Genomic DNA, 18,372 nt, shown 5'->3' on the forward strand with positions numbered 1-18,372 from the left:
GAGGGCTACTTGGCCTTCGCGATGTCCGTGTCGATCTGCTGGTCGGTCTTGGCGAGACCGGCCGGGATGTCGGCGACGTCGCCCTTCTCGACTCCGTACGCGAAGTCCTCGAAGGTCAGCTGGTAGGTGCCGCCGTCGGCCTGGGCCGGGGTGGTGCTGGACTTCGGGTGCCGGGCGATGTCGAGGAAGGTCTTGAACTCCGGGGTCACCTGGAGGTTCGGCGATTCCAGGGCCGCCAGTGTGGAGGGGACGTTGTGGATGGCGTTGGCGAAGGCGACGACCGCCTCGGTGTCGGTGGTCATGTACTTGACCAGCTCCCAGGCCGCGTTCTGCTTGGGGCTGCCCGAGGCGATGCCCATGATCGTGCCCGAGAGGTAGCCCTTGCCGTAGTCGGCGGCCAGCTCGTCCGGGACGGGCATCGGAGCGGTGCCGATCTCGAACGTCACCCCGGCCTCCTTCGCCATCGACGGCCGCCACTCGCCGTCGATCTGCATGGCGACCAGCCCCAGGTGGAAGGGGTGCTCGGCGCTCCACTCGTCGCCGAAGGTGTTGCGGAACTTCTCCAGCTTCTCGTAACCGCCGAGCTTGGCCACCAGGTCCTTCTGGGCGCCGAGCATCTTCGCGAAGGCCGGGTCCCCGGCCAGGTTGGACTTGCCGTCGGGGCCGAAGTACGTGCCGCCCCACTGTGCGGCGAGGCGCGTCGGCTTGGTCTCGTAGCCGTGGAAAGTGGGCATCAGGCCGACCTGCTCGTACGAATCCCCCTTCGGCTTCGTCAGCTTCTGCGCGACCTCCGTGAACTGGCTCCACGTCCTGGGGGGTTCGGTGATGCCGGCCGCCGCGAAGGCGGTCTTGTTGTAGACGAGGCCGTACGCGTCGTGCAGCAGGGGCAGCGTGCACTGGTTGCCGTCGAACTGGGTGTACTCCAGCAGGGTCTTGGGGAAGACCTTCGCCTTGTCGATCCCGGACTTGGCGAGGAAGGGGTTCAGGTCGACGAAGGCCTTGGAGTTGCAGAACTTGCCGACGCTGTCGGTGGTGAAGGAGGAGACCACGTCGGGGGCCTTGTCGCCGCCCGCGCGCAGCGCCTGATTGATCTTGTCGTCGGTCATGTTGCCGGTGACCTGGACCTTGATGTTCGGGTGCGCCTTCGTGAAGCGGGCGATGTTCTCCTCGATCGCCTTGGTCTCGCTCGGCGCGGACCAGCCGTGCCAGAAGTTGAGGGTCACGTCCGCCTTCGGGTCGTCGGCGGCGGTGTCCGGTCCGGCGCCCGTACAGGCGGCGGCCAGGACGGATATCGCGGCGAGGAGGACGGTCGCGGTGATCGGGCGTCCGGTTCTGGGCATGGCGGGGCTCACTCTCTGCGCGGAGGGCGAAACTTCCGGTGGGGGGCGGTGCGGGGGTGCGGTGCGGGGGTGTGGGGGTGTGGCTTCGGGTCAGCGGGAGGTGTCGAAGACCTCGTCGCGGGTGGCGGCCAGTGCGGTCTCCAACGCGCCGCGCAGCACCGGCCGTTCGGGCACCTCGCCGGAGACCAGGCGGGGCCGGGAGGGGGCCAGTTCGCCGAGCTCGGCCTCCAGCAGCTCGCGCAGCGGCTCGCCGCCCGCGGCGATCACGGCCCCGGAGAGGACCACGATCTCGGGGTCGAGGACGGCCACCAGCGAGGCGAGACCGGTGGCCAGCAGGGTGGCGTACGACTGGAGGAAGCGCAGGTGGGGCCCCTCCGGCGAGCCGGCGGCCCGGGCCAGCAGCGCGACGGCGGCGCCGACCTCGGGGCTGTACGGGCCTCCGGGCGCGCCCCCGGGCGGTGTCGCGGCTCCGGGCGCGCCCGCGGCCTCGGGCGTGGCCTCGGCCCTGGGCGGCGCCTCGGCCCCGGGCTTGGCCTCGGGGTTGGCCTCGGGCGGGGTGGTGACGCCCAGTTCGGCGGCGAGGCCGGGCACCACCTGGACGCCCGCCAGTTCCTGGTAGCCGCCGGTGTTGGCCCGCGTCACCTGCCGGACCAGCGGGTGGCCGGGCACGGGCAGGAAGCCCACCTCGCCCGCGCCGCCGGTCCAGCCGCGGTGCAGCCGGCCGCCCAGCACCAGGGCGGCGCCGAGCCCCTCCTCGTTCCACAGCAGGACGAAGTCCTCGTGGCCGCGGGCCGCGCCGAGGCGCTGCTCGGCGACGGCTGCGAGGTTGACGTCGTTCTCGTACTCGACGGGCATCGGCAGGGCGGCGGCCAGCTCGTCGAGGAGGGTGGGGGAGTGCCAGCCGGGGAGGTGGCCGGCGTAGCGGAGCCGGCCGCTCCGCGGGTCGAAGGCGCCCGGGGTGGCGATGACCACCCGGTGCAGGTCGGAGCGGTGCAGCCCGGCGGCCTTGACGGCCTCGCCGAGGGCCTCGGTCACCTGGTCCACGGCGCTCGTGCCCTCCGCGTACGGCACCTCGTGCGTGCCGACGACCGTACCGGTGAGGTCGGCGACGGCGGCGAGCACCCGGCCCGGGGTGACGTCCAGTCCGCCGACGTACGCGGCCCGGGGGTTGACGGCGTACAGCTGCGCACTGGGGCCGGGCCGGCCGTCGTCGGTGCCGGTGGCCACGACGAGTCCGGCGGCCTCCAGGCGGGCGAGCAACTGGGAGGCGGTGGGCTTGGACAGCCCGGTCAGGTTGCCGATCCGGGTCCGGGACAGCGGCCCGTGCGCCAGCAGGAGTTCGAGGGCGGCCCGGTCGTTCATGGCGCGCAGCAGGCTGGGGGTTCCGGGCGTGGCGGCGGGCATGGCGCGGTCTCTCTCTCACCGGGTGAACCACGGGCAACTGTTAGGTAAGTTTCCTATCGCCTTTCGAGCCGTGTCAATGCCGCTGCCCCGCAGGTTTGACCTGCGGGGCAGCGGAAGCGTCCGTTCTGGGTGACCGGTCCTGCTCGTGGCTCCTACTTCGTGATGCGGGGGCCGCTCGGCGGCGGGATCGGCGCGGTGGCCAGGGACTGCGGGGAGACCGGGTTCGCCAACGCCGAGGGCGGGGCGACGGCGGCCGACGCGTCCGCCGCGGGCTCTTCCTCGTCCTCCCCGGCGGGCAGGCCGCCGATGATCCGGATGCCCGCCGAGTCGAAGGCCTCCTTGATCCGCCAGCGCAGCTCCCGCTCCACCGCGAACTGCTTGCCGGGCATCGTCTTCGCCGACACCTTCACCGTCATCGAGGCGAGCAGTACCTCGTCCAGGCCGAGCACCTCCACCGGACCCCACAGGCGCTCGTCCCACGGGGACTCCTTCGCCAGGGTGTCGGCGACGTCCTGGACCACCTCGCGGATCCGGGTCAGGCTCTCAGTCGGCTTGACCTGGACGTCCACCATCGCGGTCGCCCAGCCCTGGCTGAGGTTGCCGATCCGCTTGATCTCGCCGTTGCGCACGTACCAGATCTCGCCGTTGTCCCCGCGCAGCTTGGTGACGCGCAGGCCGACCTCGATGACCTCGCCCGAGGCCACGCCTGCGTCGATCTTGTCCCCGACGCCGTACTGGTCCTCCATGATCATGAACACGCCGGACAGGAAGTCCGTCACCAGGTTGCGGGCACCGAAACCGATCGCGACACCGGCCACACCCGCGCTCGCCAGCAGTGGGGCCAGGTCGATCTTCAGCGCGGCCAGCACCATGAGGGCGGCCGTGCCGAGGATCAGGAACGAGGCCACCGAACGCAGGACCGAACCGATCGCCTCCGAGCGCTGTCTGCGCCGCTCGGCATTGACCAGCAGCCCGCCGAGCGCGGTGCCCTCGACGGCCTCGGCGCTGGTGTTCATGCGGTTTATCAGCTTGGTCAGCGCCTTGCGGACCACCGAGCGGAGCGCGGCCGCGATCACGACGATCAGCAGGATCCGCAGGCCGATGCCCAGCCAGGTGGCCCAGTTCTGTTCGATGAAGCTCGCGGCCTCGGTGACGCTCTCCTGCGCCTCCTTGACCGATGCGGGCGCGTCCGGAACGTCTGCTGCCAGCGGCAGCAGAGCGGCGGGCCAGGGCACGACGGGAACCTCCAGGTATGGCGGTCTGCCCGCGGATGGGGGTACCCCCGGACCGGAGCCCGGGGGAGGACGAGCGGGCAGACCAACCACACTAACGGGGCAATCCCTTCAACGCGTTTGCCAAGTGCCCTTCTGTTCGAGGGAGAGACCAGACTCACTTGGGCAGGAAGCACGTGTGGTTGAAAACACCCCGGACCCGTTACGGGCGCGTGGTGGCGCTTCGACCAGCCGTAAGGAGAGACTGGAGAGCAGATCGTCCCGGCGCGAGCCACGCGCCGCCGACGTACAAGGAGGCAGTCCGTGCCGCACGTCCTGGTCCTCAACGCGTCGTACGAGCCCCTCGGCGTCGTACCGCTTCGCCGCGCGCTCGTCCTCGTCCTGGAGAACAAGGCTGTCTCCCTGGAGGAATCCGGCGCCTATCTGCACAGCGCGACAAGGGTCGTCCCCGCTCCCAGCGTGGTACGGCTCAAGCGCTTCGTGCGGGTCCCCTACCGGGGGCCCGTTCCTCTCACCCGGCGCGCCCTGTTCGCGCGCGACGGGGGGCGCTGCATGTACTGCGGTGCCGTCGCCACCAGCGTCGACCACGTCATCCCGCGCAGCCGGGGCGGCCAGCACGCGTGGGACAACGTCGTCGCCGCGTGCCGCCGGTGCAACCACGTCAAGGCCGACCGCCACCTGCTGGAGCTCGGGTGGCGTCTGCGGCACCAGCCGGCGCCGCCGTCCGGGCTGGCGTGGCGGATCATCGGCACGGGACACCGGGATCCGCGCTGGATGCCGTATCTCCAGCCGTACGGGGCGGAGGATGCGCTGGAGCGCATCGGGGTAGCGGCGTCCTGACCCTGCGGGCCGGCCATCCGGGGCTCCGCCCCGGCCCCCGCGCCTCAATCGCCGGCGGGGCTGGATGGTGCGGCGGCGCTGCCGGGGGCTCCGCCCCCGGCCCCCCCGCTCCTCAAACGCCGGAGGGGCTGAAAGTGCCCGCAGGGCTGCGCTGGGCGCGCTACGGAGTGACCGCGTACGCCTCCGCGCTCCAGAGGGAGCAGCCGAAGCGGGTGGCGCGGCGGTCGCACGTGACGCGGACGAACCGCGCCTCCGGGGCGTCCACGCGGACCGTCTCGCGGCCGCCGCGGGAGGCCGGGACGGCCCCGGCCGGGTGCCACGTGCGGCCGTCGGCGGAGGTCTCCACCCGGTACGCCGACGGGTACGCCTCCTGCCAGTGCAGCTCCAGGCGGCCGATCCGCGTCGGGGACGGCAGTTCCGCCTGCCACCACGCGCCGTCCACCGCAGGCGAGGACCACCGGGTGTTCGGGTAGCCGTCCGCCGCAGCCGACGCCGGGAAGTCCGGGGTCTCGTTCGCCGAGGAACTGGCCCGCGCCGTGCGCAGCAGGTCCGGGCCGCCCGTACGCGGCACCGCACGCACCGTCAGGGTGCGGGTCTCCGCGCCGAAGGTGACCGGGACCGCATAGGTGCCCGGCGCCGTCGTCGGGGCGACGGCGACCTCCAGCGGGATCGTCACCTGCCCGCCCCGCGGGGCCACCACGGTCTCCGGCAGCCGGACCGAGACGCCCGCCGGCGGCTTCGCCGACAGCGCCCCCCGCACCTCGCCGGCGCCCAGGGCCGTGAGGCGGGCGGTGACCCGCGCCGCCGCGCCGCCGACCTCCGCGTCGGCCGCCGCGCCGTCCACCAGCTCGAACCGGGCCTGCGGGCCGTCCCCGAGCCAGGGCACCACCCGGTGCACCGCGGGCGCGGTCCCCGCGCCCGCCCAGGACAGCCGTACGGCGTCCGCGCGCAGCCCGCCCGTGTCCACCTGGGTCCAGCCGGAGGCGGCGGCGTCGGCCACCTTGCGCCAGCCCTCGCCGGGCACGTGGACCTCCACCGCCGCGCCCCGCGCGCCCGCCGGGAGCGGGTCCGTCATCACCGTCACCGCCGACACCGGGCGCTCCGCGTCCAGGCGTACCGTCCAGGTGTTCGCGTCCTGCGTCACCGTGCCCGCCTCGCGGGCGGCGCCCGTCCACGCGTCCGCCTCCGCGGCGGCCTGCGTCAGGAAGGGGTCCAGTACGGCCTTGTCCACCCGCGCCGTGCCCGGCTCCGCCAGGGCCTCCCGGGCCCGGGTCAGGGACTGGGAGGCCTTCCACGCGGCCGTGCCGTCGCCGCGGGCCTGCGCCTGGAGGACGTCCAGCGCCAGCTCGCCCGCCGTGCCGTAGCGCGCGAGCCGCTCCAGCCAGGGCCCCGCCTCGGCCGACAGGGCCGGGAGCCGGGCGGGGGCCTCGCGCAGGACCGTGAACGCCTTGCGCAGCTCGGCCCCGGCCGTCGGGTCACCGGCCGCCCGGGCCTGCCAGAACCGTTCGACCAGCGGCTTCAGGTACGCCGACTCCTCCAGCTTCAAGCCCGACGACGCGGTGTTCCCGGCCAGCGCCGCCACCGCCTCCCGCGCCCGCGGGTCCGGGCCCGCCAGTTCGCGCACCGCCGCCGCCCAGGACTCCCCGGCCCGGTAACCGCGCGCGTTCCACGCGAAGTCGGCCGCCGTGAAGAGCGGGATCCGCGACAGGGTGCCCTGCGGCATCGCGTTGGCCATCAGGGCCGCCGAGCCGCCCGCCACCGCCGGCTCGCGCCCCGCGTAGGGGCCGAGGAAGATCCGGCCCGGGTCCCAGTCGTTCACCGGGTAGTTGTCCATGGTGACCAGCGGGTGGCCCAGCACCGAGCGGGCGCCGGCCACTTCCTTCCCGGTGATCGTGCGCGGGACCACGCCCACGCCCGTCCAGGCCACTTCCACCCGCGGGTCCAACGCGGCCGCCAGGGCCTTGCGGTAGGTGGTGGAGCCCTGCTGGTGGTACTCCGTCGGCAGCAGCGACAGCGCGGCCGCCCCGTGGTCTTTCCGGGCCAGGTGCGCCGCCAGCCCGCCCGCGACCTCCGCGTGCGCCTTCGCGGCCGCTGCCGGGCCCCGCCCGTACCGCTCGCGGTCCTCGCGGCAGCCCCATTCCGAGTAGCTGACGTCCTGGAACTGGAGCTGGAAGGCGCGGAAGCCCAGCTCCCACATCGCGTCCACCTTGCGCACGAGGTCCGCCCGGTCGGTCTCCGAGGACAGGCACATCGACTGGCCGGGGGACACCGCCCAGCCCAGTACGACCCGGTTGGCGCGGGCCCGCTCGGCCAGCGCGCGGAACTCCGCCTGCCGCTCGGCCGGGTACTCCTGGCGCCAGGCCGTCGTCCGGTACGGGTCGTCGCCGGGCGCGATCAGCAGCCGGTTCTGCTTCGTGCGCCCCATGAACTCCACTTGCGCGAGGCGCTGTTCCCCGCTCCACGGCTCCCCGTAGAAACCCTCGGTGATCCCGCGCACGGGCGCCGCCGGCCAGTCCCGCACCAGCACCCCGGGCGCCTTTCCGGCGCCCGCCGCGAGCAGCTGACGCAGCGTCTGCGCCGCGTGGAACAGCCCGTCTTCGCCGACGCCGGCCAGTGCGACCGTGTCCCGGCCGCCGGGCCGCCCCACCGCGAGCCGGTAGCCCCCGTCCGGCAGGTCCCCGGCCTCGGCCGCGTCCAGCGCCCGCAGTGCCTCCTCGGCGTCCTTGCCCTGGAGCCGTACGACGGTGCCGCTCGCCGGCAGCGGAGCCCCGGGGGCCCTCTCGTGCAGGGTGCGCACGCCCGCCGCGCGCAGGGCCGTCCGCACCACCTGGACCGCGTACGGATCCACGTCGCCCGGCGCCACCAGCACGGCCTCCGCGCCCAGCGGCACCTCGCGCGCCGGATCGGCCGTCATGGACTGCGGGCGGGGCCATACGGCGGGCCCCTCGGCGGCGGTACGCGAGGGGTTGGCGGCGGGGTCGAGGACCAGCTCGGCGGAGGCGCCCGCGCCCGCGACGGGGCCCGGCTCGCGGTCCGGCCCGGCCGGAGCGGAACCGATCGCCAGGGTCCCGGTCGGCGCGGAGGACACGGCGCCGCCGAGCAGCGCCCCGATCACCGCCATGGCGGCGGCGGTGGTCCGCTTCCTGCCCCTGAGCTGCACAGAGCCTCCTCGCTGCGAGACATGCCCCGCTCGTACGAATGAGCCCGAGCCCACCACCCGTGCGGCTGGAGTGTCAATGCGGATGGGCGATCTGACCGGGATGCGCCAGGAATGCGATGCCCCGGACTGGGTAGGGCTGCTGTGTTTCCCGGCCGTGTCCCAGGGTGCCGCCCCGGTGTTGACCGGACGCCGACCCACCCTCATGCACAAAGGAGTGCGCCCATGGACGACCTGGCCCGGCTCGCGGCCCTGCACGGTGTGGCCACCACCTACCAGCCCGCCGCGGACGTCACCGTCCAGGTGCCGCGGTCCACGGTCGCCGCCGTGCTCGGGCTGCTCGGCGTGGTCACCGACACCCCCGAGTCCGTCCGGGTGTTCGCGGAGTCCGCCGAACGGGAGGCCCTGGAGCGGGTGTTGCCTCCGACGGTGGTGTGGTGGGAGGGAGAACCGGCCCCGGCCGGGCTGGCCGCGTTGCCGCTGGGTACGCGGGTCCGCGTGGAGTTGGAGCGTGAGGAGGGGGCGCCGGGCGCGGAGCCCCTGGAGTGGGTCACCGGTCCCGGCGGGTGGCCCACGGCGGTGCCGCCGGGGCCGGGCGCGCGCCGGGACGTCTCCTCGGGCGCCGAACGCGGTGAGGGGTCGGACAGTGACGCGGCGCTGCGTTCGGCGCCCTGCGGGGACGCCCCGGCGCGCACCCGGCCCCGGCGGCGGTCGGCTTCGCCGCCCCTGGGGGTTCACCGGATCGCCGTCACCACGCCGGACGGGCGCACCTGCGAAGCCACCCTGATCGTGGCCCCGGAGCGCACCCCCGCCGCACCCGGGCGGGCCCACGGGCTGCTCGTCCAGCTGTACTCGCTGCTCTCCGAACGCTCCTGGGGCATGGGCGACCTCGGCGACCTCGCGGAGCTCGCCCGCTGGGCGGGCCGCACTCACGGCGCGGGCTTCATCCAGGTCAACCCGCTGCACGCGGCCGTGCCCGGCACCCCGACCGACCCGTCCCCGTACCGCCCCTCCTCGCGCCGCTTCCCGGACCCGGTCCACCTGCGCATCGAGGACGTCCCGGAGTACGCCGACTGCCCCGACCGGGAGGCCCTCGCCGAACTCGCCGCCCGGGGCGGGGAGCTGCGCCGCCAGGTGCTGGAGAAGGGCGCGCTGATCGACCGGGACGCCGTCTGGGAACTCAAGCGCGCTGCTCTGGAGCTGCTGTACGCCGTCCCGCGCACGCCCGAGCGCGAGGCCGACTACCAGGTGTTCCGCGCCGAGCAGGGCCCTCCGCTGGACGTGCACGCTTTCTGGTGCGCCGGGCGCGCGGGGGAGGACCCCAAGGAGCGGGCCGACTTCCACCGCTGGCTGCTCTGGCTGACCGACGGCCAACTCGCCGCCGCCCAGCGGGTCGCCCGGGAGGCCGGCATGGCCGTCGGCATCGTGCACGACCTCGCCGTCGGGGTGCACCCACAGGGCTCCGACGTCTTCGGGTCGCCCTGTTACGCCGGGCACATCTCCGTCGGCGCCCCGCCCGACGCCTTCAACGCGCGCGGCCAGGACTGGGGACTGCCGCCCTGGCGCCCGGACCGGCTGGCCGCCACCGGCTACGCCCCGTTCCGGTCGCTGCTGCGCTCGGTGTTCCGCTACGCGGGCGCCCTGCGCATCGACCACGTCATGGGCCTGTTCCGGCTCTGGTGGATCCCGGAGGGCGCCGAGCCCGCCGAGGGCACGTACGTCTCGTACGACGGCGAGGCCATGCTGGCGATCCTGGTGCTGGAGGCCCACCGCGCCGGCGCCCTGGTCATCGGCGAGGACCTCGGGACGGTGGAGCCGCGGGTCCGCCGGGCGCTGGCCCGGCGCGGGGTGCTGGGCACCTCGGTGCTCTGGTTCGAGCGGGACTGGGACGGCGGCGGCAAACCGCTCGCGCCGGGGGACTGGCGGGCCGACTGCCTGGCCACCGTCACCACCCACGACCTGCCGCCCACGGCCGCCAAGCTCGCCGGGGCCCACGTGGAACTGCGCGACCGGCTCGGGTTGCTGACCCGCCCGGTGGAGGCGGAGCGGACCGAGGACGCGGCCGACACCGCCGAGTGGCTCGAACTGCTGGCCGGGCTGGGCCTGGACACCGAGGGCGAGGAGGCCGCCGTGCGGGCCCTGTACGCCTTCCTGCTGCGCACCCCGGCCCGGCTGGTCGGCGTATGGCTGCCGGACGCGGTGGGGGACCGGCGGCCGCAGAACCTGCCGGGCACCTGGGACCAGTACCCCAATTGGCGGCTGCCGGTCGCCGACGCCGACGGACGGCCGCTGACCTTGGAGGAACTGGCCGCGGCGCCCCGGGCGAACGCACTGCTGAGGGCGCTCCGCAAGGGGGCGTGACCCCGTACGGCACCCCCGGGCGCGCGGGCTGTTCGGGCGTTCGCTAGTTTGGCACCGTGGACAAGAAGAACGCTCTGCGCGCCGGCGCCGTCACGGCCGGATCTGCGCTGATGATGCTGCTGATGACGTCTCCCGCCCTCGCGCTGACCCGCGACGACGGCGACGACCCGGGCCCGGGCCTGAGCATTGGCGAGACGCTCGGCCTGTATGTGGCCCTGCCGATCGTGCTGTTCCTGGTCATCACGGGTCTGGTGATGGTCCTCGACAAGTCGACGGACAGGCCGCAGAAGCAGGCCTGAACGGGCTGATCCCGCAGGGGCAGCACCGCAGGAATTCCCGGGCGCCGGGGGTCCGCACGCCGTTCGTAACGGCTGTGTGGCGACCTCCGGCGCCTCGTTGTGTTCTCAGAGCCCGGCCAGTAGCTTGCGGAGCAGGCCGGTGAGCACTTCGACCTCTTCCTCGCTCAGCCCGGTGAGCGCGGTGCGCTGCACCTCCAGGCCGGCGGTGACGGCTTCGTCGATGAGTGCGAGTCCGCGGTCGGTGATCGTCACCTGGAGTCCGCGCCGGTCGTGCGGATCGGGCTTGCGGCACAGCAGTCCGGCCTTCTCCAGCTTGTCCAGACGCCCCGTCATTCCGCCGGTGGTGAGCATCAGCGTGGCCGACAGCTGTCGGGGCGACAGCGTGTACGGCTCGCCGGAGCGGCGCAGCGTGGCGACGACGTCGAACTCCCCGCGTGAGATGCCGAAGCGGGCGTAGGCCCGTTCCATCTCGTCGCCCATGGTCCGGGCGATCCGGTAGATGCGTCCGAAGACGGCCATGGGGTCGGTGTTCAGGTCCGGGCGCACCACGTGCCACTGGGCGGTGATGGCATCGACGGCGTCCTTTTTGGCCTCGGTCATGGGCGCAGTATCCAGCCTTCCGGAAGTCGATCGCAAGAAAGTTGCTTGACGGAAAGTAGCTTAGAAGTAAGCTACTTTCCGTCGACCTACTTTGGCCACCTACTTCGGGGGAAGCAATGGAAACGAGAGTCGCGGGAGAGCGGGCCCTGCTCACCGGTGTCGGGATCAGCGCGGTCGGGATCGGCATGTACATCCCGTTCTCGCTCGTCTTCTTCCACCACGTCACCGGCCTCTCCTTCACCCTCGTCGGCCTGGTCATGACCATCACGGGCGTCGCCGGGCTGGCCTTCATGCCGCTGGCCGGGTCGGCCGTCGACCGGTTCGGCGCCAAGAAGGTCAACCTGGTGCTCTACGCGATGCGGGCCTCCGGCTTCGCCCTCTACCCCTTCGCGAGCTCGCTGCCCGCCTTCGCCGCCGTCACCCTCGTCACCGCCCTCGCCGACCGCTCCTTCGCGGTCGTCCAGCAGTCGCTGATCGGGGAGGTGGCGCGCGGCTCCTCCCGCGACCGGCTCCAGGCCTCGATCCGGGCCCTGCAGAACGCCGGGATGGGCGCCGGCGCCCTGCTCGTCTCCGCGGTGCTCGCCCTGTGGGGGACCGGCGGTTTCACCTACACCGCCTGGGGCAACGCGCTGGCCTTCGCCCTCGCCGGACTCCTCGTCGCCAAGGTCCGCCCGGTCCGCGACGCCGAGAGCGCGGGCCCCGCCGGCTCCGCGAAGCGCCCGGCCGCCGGATATCGGATGGTCCTGCGCGACCGGCCCTTCCTCGGGCTGACCGCCGCCAACTTCCTCACCGCGCTCGGCTACTCCGCCCTCTCCGTCCTCTTCCCGCTCTACCTCTCCACCTGGCTGATGGCGCCCGACTCCCTCACCGGAGCCGCCTTCACCGTCAACACCGTCCTGTGCGCCGGGATCGGCGTGCTCGTCGCCGGCCGGGTCCGCCGCTCCGGCGCCCGCCGCACCCGCTCGGCCGCCCTCGGCGCCCTGCTCTTCGCCGCCGCCTTCGTCGGCCAGATCGTGCTCGGAACCCTGCGCCCCGGGCAGACCGTCACCCTGGTCGCCCTGCTGGTCATCGTGGTCGTCTATACCCTCGGCGAGCTGGTGCACAGCCCCTCCGGCGGCGCCCTGTCCGTCTCCGCGGCCCCCGAAGCCGTCCGCGGCCGCTACCTGGCCACCTACCAGCTGTCGTACTCGCTGGCCACCGCGCTGGCCCCCTCCCTCTTCACCGCCCTGCTCGCGGTCGACGGCCGGCTGCCCTGGGCCGTCCTCGCCGTCACCGCGCTCGGCGCCGCCCTGGCGCTGGTCCGGCTGGAACGGCACCTGCCCGCCGAGGCCGTGTACGCCGAGCCGCCGGCCGCCCCGGAGGCCCCCGCCGCCCCGCGCACCGCGGCCCCGGCCACCGTCTGAGCCCCGTACGCCCCGTACGCCCCGTACGCCCCGTACGTCCCGCGTTCCTCACCTGCCGAGGAGTCACCCGCAAATGAAGCGCATCGCCACCGTCGCCCTGACCGCCCTCGCCCCCATCTCCTGGGGCTCCACCTACTTCGTCGCCAGCGAACTGCTGCCGCCCGACCGGCCGCTGTTCACCGGGGTCATGCGGGCCCTGCCCGCCGGACTGCTGCTGACCGCGCTCGCCCGGACCCTGCCCAAGGGCGAGTGGTGGTGGAAGTCCGCAGTCCTCGGCACCCTCAACATCGGCGCCTTCTTCCCGCTGCTCTTCCTCTCCGCCTACCGCCTGCCCGGCGGGGTCGCGGCCGTGCTCGGCGCCGTCGGACCGCTGTTCGTCGTGGGGCTCGCCGCGCTGCTCCTGGGGGAGCGCGCGAGCCTTCGTACGGTCCTCGCGGCCGTGGTCGCGGCGTTCGGCGTGAGCATGGTCGTCCTCACCGCCGAGGCGAAGCTCGACACCATCGGGATCGTCGCGGGCGTGGTCTCCTCCGTCTCCATGGGCGCGGGCACCGTCATGACCAAGCGCTGGGGACGGCCCGAGGGCGTCGGCCCGCTGGCCATGACCGGCTGGCAGCTCACTGCGGGCGGGCTGGTCATCATCCCGGTCGCCGCACTCGTCGAGGGCGCCCCGCCCGCGCTCGACGGCAACGCCCTGCTCGGCTACGGCTACATGATGCTGATCAACACCGGAATCGCGTACTGGCTCTGGTTCCGCGGCATCGGGCAGCTCAGCGCCACCTCGGTCACCCTGCTCGGCCCGCTCTCCCCCCTCACCGCCGCCGTCATCGGCTGGGCCGCCCTCGGGCAGGCGCTGACGCCCGTACAGCTGGCGGGCATGGCGATCGCCTTCGGGGCCACCGTCGCCGGACAGCTCGCGGTCGCGCGCACCGCTTCTGCTCCCACCCCCAAGGAACCGTTCAGTTCTACTGAACAGATCAATCGAAACATTTCGATGGACCTGACTGATGAGCAGGTGCGACGGTAGATCCACGAACCACACAGACCAACCCCGAGGGGGAGACACACAGTGGCCGTCCTGGACCGCGTCCGTACCGTTTCGCAAGCACAGCCCACCGCGCTGGGCACGGGGAAGAAGGGAGCCGCCGGGCTCGGCGTGCTCCTCGCCCTCCTCGCGACGGTCGTCTGGTCCGGCAGCTTCGTCGCCACCCGGGGAATGGCCGACACCGTCCCGCCCGTCCAGGCCGTCTTCTGGCGCTGGGTCATCGCCCTCGTCGCCGTCGCCCCCTTCGCCGCCCGCCAGGTCTGGCAGCAGCGGGCCCTGATCCGCAAGCACTTCGGCTTCATCGCCGTGGCCTCGCTCTTCGGCGTCGCCCTCTACAACACCCTCGTGCACCAGGCCGGACTGACCACCTCCGCCTCCAACATGGGCATGATCATGGCTGCCTCGCCGGTCATCATGGCCCTGTACGCCCGCCTCGGCGGCGAACGGCTCGGCGCCCGGCGCACCCTCGGGATGCTCGTCGCGGCCCTCGGCGTGCTGCTGCTCGTCGGGGACGGCTCCCTCGGCTTCGACTTCGGCGCCGGCGACCTGTGGATGTTCGCCGCCGCCCTCTCCTTCGCCACCTACAGCGCCCTGCTCAAGCGCAAGCCCGCCGAACTGGGCGGACTCGCCTTCCTGATGACCACCTTCGCGCTCGGCGCGCTGATGCTGGCCCCCGCCTACGCCGTCTCCGTCTCCGAGCAGGGCGCCTTCGAGGTCGGCGCCGGACCGGTCGGACAGCTCCTCTACGTCGGCGTGTTCTCCTCGGCCGTCGCCTTCTTCGCCTGGAACAAGGCCATCTCGGTCATCGGGGCGGCCCGCGCCGGAGTCGTCTACTACCTCCAGCCGGTCTGCGTCGCCGGACTCGGCTTCCTGCTGCTGGGCGAGGAGACCGGCCCCGCGCAGCTGCTGTGCATGGCGCTGATCCTCGGCGGAGTCATGCTGGGGAGCGCCCGCCGGTAGGTTCGGTCCATGACCGAGTGGGACATCAAGAAGCTGCGGATCCTGCGGACCCTCGCCGAACGGGGGACCGTGACCGCCACGGCCGAGGCGCTGCACATGACGCCCTCGGCCGTTTCGCAGCAGCTGACGAACCTCGCCCGGCAGCTGGGGGTGGTGCTCCTGGAGGCCCAGGGCCGGCGGGTCCGCCTCACGGACGCCGCGCACCTCGTACTGCGGCACGCGGAGGCGGTGTTCGCGCAGCTGGAGCGGGCCGACGCCGAGCTCGCCGGGTACCTCGCCGGGGACGCGGGGGAGGTGCGGGTCGGCGCCTTCTCCACCGCCGTACCGGCGCTCGTCGTCCCGGCGGTGGCGGCGCTGCGGGCCGGCCACCCGGGGGTGGAGATCCGGGTGCGGGAGACGGAGGCCGCGGAATCGTACGAGCTCCTCGCGGCCGGGGGCGTGGACCTGGCGCTGTCCCTGGCCGCCCACGCACCGACCGCGCGCGATCCCCGGTTCACCCGGGTGACGCTGATGGAGGACCCGCTGGACGTGGCGCTCCCGCCCGGGCACCCGCTGGCCGCGGCGCCGGACGTACGGCTCGCGGACCTGTCCGGCGACCCGTGGATCTACGGGGGCAGCGGCCCCTGGTCGGAGATCGCGGTCGGGGCGTGCGAGGCGGCCGGGTTCGTCCCGGAACAGGCGCACTCGGCGTCCGGGTGGACCGCGATCCTGGCCATGGTCGAGGCGGGGATGGGTGTGGCGCTGGTCCCGCGCATGGTGTCGAGCCGCGCCTCCGGAGTGGCGGTCCGGGTCCTGACCCACGACCGGCCCACCCGCCACGTCATCGCGGCCGTCCGCCGGGGCGGCGAGGCCGCGCCGGCGGTGGCCCATGTCCTGACGGCCCTGCGGACGGTTGCCGCCGGCCGGGGATAGCCGGGTGCGGCGCGGGGCGGGTGGGCGTGCCGCTGCGCGGAGCCGTCCCCGCCCCGCCCTTCCACCGTTCCCCGGGCTCCGCCCGGACCCGGTCCTCAAACGCCGGACGGGCTGAAGTATCAGCCCCGCCGGCGTTTGAGGAGTGGGGGTCCCCCCGGACGGAGTCTGGGGGAGGGTCTGGGGCGGAGCCCCAGGCGGGCGGTAGCCCGTTAGGCCTGGGCGGCAGCCGCGTCCGCGGCCTGGGCGCGGAGCGCGCGCTCGACGCCCGCGCGGGACTCCGAGACGAGGCGGCGCAGCGCAGCGTTCGGCTCGGCCGCCGAGAGCCACGCGTCCGTCTCGGCCAGAGTGGCCGCGGAGACCTGCAGCGACGGGTACAGGCCCACCGCGATCTGCTGGGCGATCTCGTGGCTGCGGGTGTCCCAGACCTGCTTGAGCGCCGCGAAGTACTTCGCGGCGTACGGGGCCAGCAGCTCGCGCTGGTCGGTCTGGACGAAGCCGCCGATCACCGCCTCCTGCACCGCGTTCGGCAGGTCCGCGGACTCCACCACCGACGCCCACGCGGCGGCCTTCGCCTCGGCCGTCGGACGCGCCGCACGCGCCGTCGCCGCGTGCCGCTCGCCGGCCGCGGTGGCGTCACGCTCGAGCTCCGCCGCGATGGCCGCCTCGTCGGCGACGCCCGTGGCGACCAGCCGCTCCAGGAAGGCCCAGCGCAGCTCGGTGTCGACGGCCAGGCCCTCGATCACGGCCGAGCCGTCCAGCAGCGCCGACAGGTAGGTCAGCTGGTCCTCCGTGCGGGCGGTGGCCGCGAAGGCGCGCGCCCACGCCAGCTGGTGGTCGCTGCCCGGCGCCGCCGCACGCAGGTGCTCCAGCGCGGCCACGGTCCAGGCCGCCAGGCCCTCCTCGCGCCACGCCGGGTCGGCGTACAGGTCGATGGCCAGCTTCACCTGGCGGTGCAGGGACTGGACCACGCCGATGTCCGACTCCTTGCCGATGCCGGACAGCACCAGTGCGAGGTAGTCGCGGGTGGCGAGCTCGCCGTCGCGGGTCATGTCCCACGCCGAGGCCCAGCACAGGGCGCGCGGCAGCGGCTCGGTGAAGTCGCCCAGGTGCGCGGTGACCGTCGCGAGGGACTCCTCGTCCAGGCGGACCTTGGCGTACGACAGGTCGTCGTCGTTGAGCAGGAAGACGGCCGGGCGGGCGCGGCCCACGAGCTCCGGCACCTCCGTCAGCTCGCCGTCGATGTCCAGCTCGATCCGGTCCGTGCGGACCAGCTTGCCGCCCTGGAGGTCGTACAGGCCGACCGCGATGCGGTGCGGGCGCAGGGTGGGCTCGCCCTTGGCGCCGGCGGGCAGGGCGGGCGCCTCCTGGCGGATGCCGAAGGCGGTGATCGTGCCGTCCGCGCCGGTGGTGATCTCCGGCCGCAGGATGTTGATGCCGGCCGTCTCCAGCCACGCCTTCGACCACGTGGTCAGGTCGCGGCCCGAGGTCTCCTCCAGGGCGCCGAGCAGGTCGGACAGCCGGGTGTTCCCGAAGGCGTGCGCCTTGAAGTACGCCTGCACGCCCTTGAAGAAGGCGTCCGTGCCGACGTAGGCCACGAGCTGCTTGAGCACCGAGGCGCCCTTGGCGTACGTGATGCCGTCGAAGTTGACCATGACGTCGTCGAGGTCACGGATGTCCGCCATGATCGGGTGCGTGGACGGCAGCTGGTCCTGCCGGTACGCCCAGGTCTTCATGGAGTTGGCGAACGTGGTCCACGCGTGCGGCCACTTCGAGCCCTCGCCGTACGCCTGGCAGGCGATCGAGGTGTAGGTCGCGAAGGACTCGTTCAGCCACAGGTCGTTCCACCACTCCATGGTGACCAGGTCGCCGAACCACATGTGCGCGAGCTCGTGCAGGATCGTCTCGGCGCGCGTCTCGTACGCCGCGTCCGTCACCTTCGAGCGGAAGACGTACTGGTCGCGGATGGTGACCGCGCCGGCGTTCTCCATCGCGCCCGCGTTGAACTCCGGGACGAAGAGCTGGTCGTACTTGGCGAAGGGGTAGTCGTAGGCGAACTGCTCCTGGAACCAGTCGAAGCCCTTGCGGGTCACGTCGAAGATCTCGTCCGCGTCGAGGAACTCCGCGAGCGAGGGACGGCAGTAGATGCCGAGCGGCACGGACTGCCCGCCCGGACCCTCGTACGAGCTGTGCACCGCGTGGTACGGGCCGACGATCAGGGCCGTGATGTACGAGGAGATGCGCGGGGTGGGCTCGAAGCTCCACACCCGGTCCTTCGGCTCAGGCGTCGGCGAGTTCGAGATGACCGTCCAGCCCTCGGGGGCCGTCACGGTGAACTGGAAGGTCGCCTTCAGGTCGGGCTGCTCGAAGCTGGCGAAGACCCGCCGCGCGTCCGGCACCTCGAACTGGGTGTACAGGTACGCCTGCTGGTCGACCGGGTCGACGAAGCGGTGCAGGCCCTCACCGGTGTTGGTGTACGCGCAGTCCGCGACGACGCGGAGCTCGTTGGCCCCCGCCGCGAGGTGCTTCAGAGCGATGCGCGAGTCCCGGAAGACGGCGGCGACGTCCAGGGACTTGCCGTTCAGCACGACCTCGTGGACGGCCGGGGCGACCAGGTCGATGAAGGTCTCGACCCCGGCCTCGGCCGACTGGAAGCGCACGGTGGTCACGGACGGATACGTTCCGCCCTCCTGCGCGCCGCTGAGATCGAGTTCGATCTCGTACGAGTCGACGGTGAGCAGCTTTGCCCGCTGCTGGGCCTCTTCACGGGTGAGATTCGTGCCTGGCACGCGTTCATCTCCTTCGATGGTGACGTTGCCCCGCCA

At 73.4% G+C, this 18,372-nt stretch carries 13 protein-coding genes; 7 read left to right on the top strand and 6 right to left on the bottom strand.

Features of this window, described 5'->3' with window-relative positions; all coding sequences use genetic code 11:
• Positions 1-5 precede the first annotated feature (5 nt).
• From OG625_RS25545 to OG625_RS25555, 3 genes are all read right to left on the bottom strand, one after another.
• Positions 6-1,340: an ABC transporter substrate-binding protein gene (locus OG625_RS25545; RefSeq protein WP_329385482.1), complete on the bottom strand. Its 1,335-nt coding sequence runs from the start codon at positions 1,338-1,340 to the stop codon at positions 6-8.
• Between the two features lie 90 nt (positions 1,341-1,430).
• Entirely contained in the window at positions 1,431-2,744 is a 1,314-nt protein-coding gene (locus OG625_RS25550) for an ROK family transcriptional regulator (RefSeq protein WP_329385485.1), read from the bottom strand.
• Between the two features lie 152 nt (positions 2,745-2,896).
• Positions 2,897-3,979: a mechanosensitive ion channel family protein gene (locus OG625_RS25555; protein ID WP_329385487.1), complete on the bottom strand. Its 1,083-nt coding sequence runs from the start codon at positions 3,977-3,979 to the stop codon at positions 2,897-2,899.
• A 300-nt stretch (positions 3,980-4,279) separates the two neighbouring features.
• Between OG625_RS25555 and OG625_RS25560 the strand changes: the two genes are divergently transcribed.
• Positions 4,280-4,816, top strand: coding sequence for an HNH endonuclease (locus tag OG625_RS25560; RefSeq protein ID WP_189737015.1), 537 nt, complete (start codon positions 4,280-4,282; stop codon positions 4,814-4,816).
• A 160-nt stretch (positions 4,817-4,976) separates the two neighbouring features.
• Here OG625_RS25560 and OG625_RS25565 read toward each other — a convergent pair whose 3' ends face one another.
• Complete coding sequence (locus OG625_RS25565) at positions 4,977-7,976, bottom strand: beta-N-acetylglucosaminidase domain-containing protein (RefSeq protein WP_329385491.1); 3,000 nt, start codon at positions 7,974-7,976, stop codon at positions 4,977-4,979.
• Positions 7,977-8,198: 222 nt separating this feature from the next.
• On the opposite strand from OG625_RS25565, the gene OG625_RS25570 reads away from it, so the two are divergent.
• Both OG625_RS25570 and OG625_RS25575 read left to right on the top strand, forming a co-directional pair.
• Positions 8,199-10,334: a 4-alpha-glucanotransferase gene (locus OG625_RS25570; protein ID WP_329385494.1), complete on the top strand. Its 2,136-nt coding sequence runs from the start codon at positions 8,199-8,201 to the stop codon at positions 10,332-10,334.
• Between the two features lie 56 nt (positions 10,335-10,390).
• On the top strand, positions 10,391-10,633 hold the full coding sequence (locus OG625_RS25575; RefSeq protein ID WP_329385496.1) for a hypothetical protein: 243 nt from the start codon (positions 10,391-10,393) through the stop codon (positions 10,631-10,633).
• 105 nt (positions 10,634-10,738) lie between these two features.
• On the opposite strand, the gene OG625_RS25580 is transcribed toward OG625_RS25575, so the two are convergent.
• Positions 10,739-11,233 (bottom strand): MarR family winged helix-turn-helix transcriptional regulator, encoded by a 495-nt coding sequence (locus OG625_RS25580; RefSeq protein WP_329385499.1) that lies wholly within the window; start codon positions 11,231-11,233, stop codon positions 10,739-10,741.
• Positions 11,234-11,349: 116 nt separating this feature from the next.
• Here OG625_RS25580 and OG625_RS25585 point away from each other — a divergent pair, with 116 nt between their 5' ends.
• The 4 genes from OG625_RS25585 (at position 11,350) to OG625_RS25600 (ending at position 15,550) form a co-directional block, all read left to right on the top strand.
• Positions 11,350-12,636, top strand: coding sequence for an MFS transporter (locus OG625_RS25585; RefSeq protein WP_329385501.1), 1,287 nt, complete (start codon positions 11,350-11,352; stop codon positions 12,634-12,636).
• 73 nt (positions 12,637-12,709) lie between these two features.
• Positions 12,710-13,660: an EamA family transporter gene (locus OG625_RS25590; RefSeq protein WP_329385504.1), complete on the top strand. Its 951-nt coding sequence runs from the start codon at positions 12,710-12,712 to the stop codon at positions 13,658-13,660.
• Positions 13,661-13,702: 42 nt separating this feature from the next.
• Positions 13,703-14,638, top strand: coding sequence for a DMT family transporter (locus tag OG625_RS25595; protein ID WP_443067773.1), 936 nt, complete (start codon positions 13,703-13,705; stop codon positions 14,636-14,638).
• A 9-nt stretch (positions 14,639-14,647) separates the two neighbouring features.
• The gene (locus OG625_RS25600) at positions 14,648-15,550 is read left to right on the top strand and encodes a LysR family transcriptional regulator (RefSeq protein WP_329385507.1); all 903 of its coding nucleotides are present in this window, start codon (positions 14,648-14,650) and stop codon (positions 15,548-15,550) included.
• A 209-nt stretch (positions 15,551-15,759) separates the two neighbouring features.
• Here the strand turns inward: OG625_RS25600 and pepN are convergent, their stop codons facing one another.
• Positions 15,760-18,336, bottom strand: coding sequence for an aminopeptidase N (pepN, locus tag OG625_RS25605; RefSeq protein WP_329385510.1), 2,577 nt, complete (start codon positions 18,334-18,336; stop codon positions 15,760-15,762).
• Between the last annotated feature and the right edge of the window lie 36 nt (positions 18,337-18,372).

The sequence above is a fragment of the Streptomyces sp. NBC_01351 genome (assembly GCF_036237315.1).
In the GTDB taxonomy this organism is placed as follows: Bacteria; Actinomycetota; Actinomycetes; order Streptomycetales; family Streptomycetaceae; genus Streptomyces.

Coding starts and splice junctions, on each gene's coding strand:
- OG625_RS25590 (WP_329385504.1), top strand. CDS start 12,710: ATGAAGCGCATCGCCACCGTCGCCCTGACCGCCCTCGCCCCCATCTCC.
- OG625_RS25585 (WP_329385501.1), top strand. CDS start 11,350: ATGGAAACGAGAGTCGCGGGAGAGCGGGCCCTGCTCACCGGTGTCGGG.
- OG625_RS25580 (WP_329385499.1), bottom strand. CDS start 11,233: ATGACCGAGGCCAAAAAGGACGCCGTCGATGCCATCACCGCCCAGTGG.
- OG625_RS25550 (WP_329385485.1), bottom strand. CDS start 2,744: ATGCCCGCCGCCACGCCCGGAACCCCCAGCCTGCTGCGCGCCATGAAC.
- OG625_RS25570 (WP_329385494.1), top strand. CDS start 8,199: ATGGACGACCTGGCCCGGCTCGCGGCCCTGCACGGTGTGGCCACCACC.
- OG625_RS25545 (WP_329385482.1), bottom strand. CDS start 1,340: ATGCCCAGAACCGGACGCCCGATCACCGCGACCGTCCTCCTCGCCGCG.
- OG625_RS25600 (WP_329385507.1), top strand. CDS start 14,648: ATGACCGAGTGGGACATCAAGAAGCTGCGGATCCTGCGGACCCTCGCC.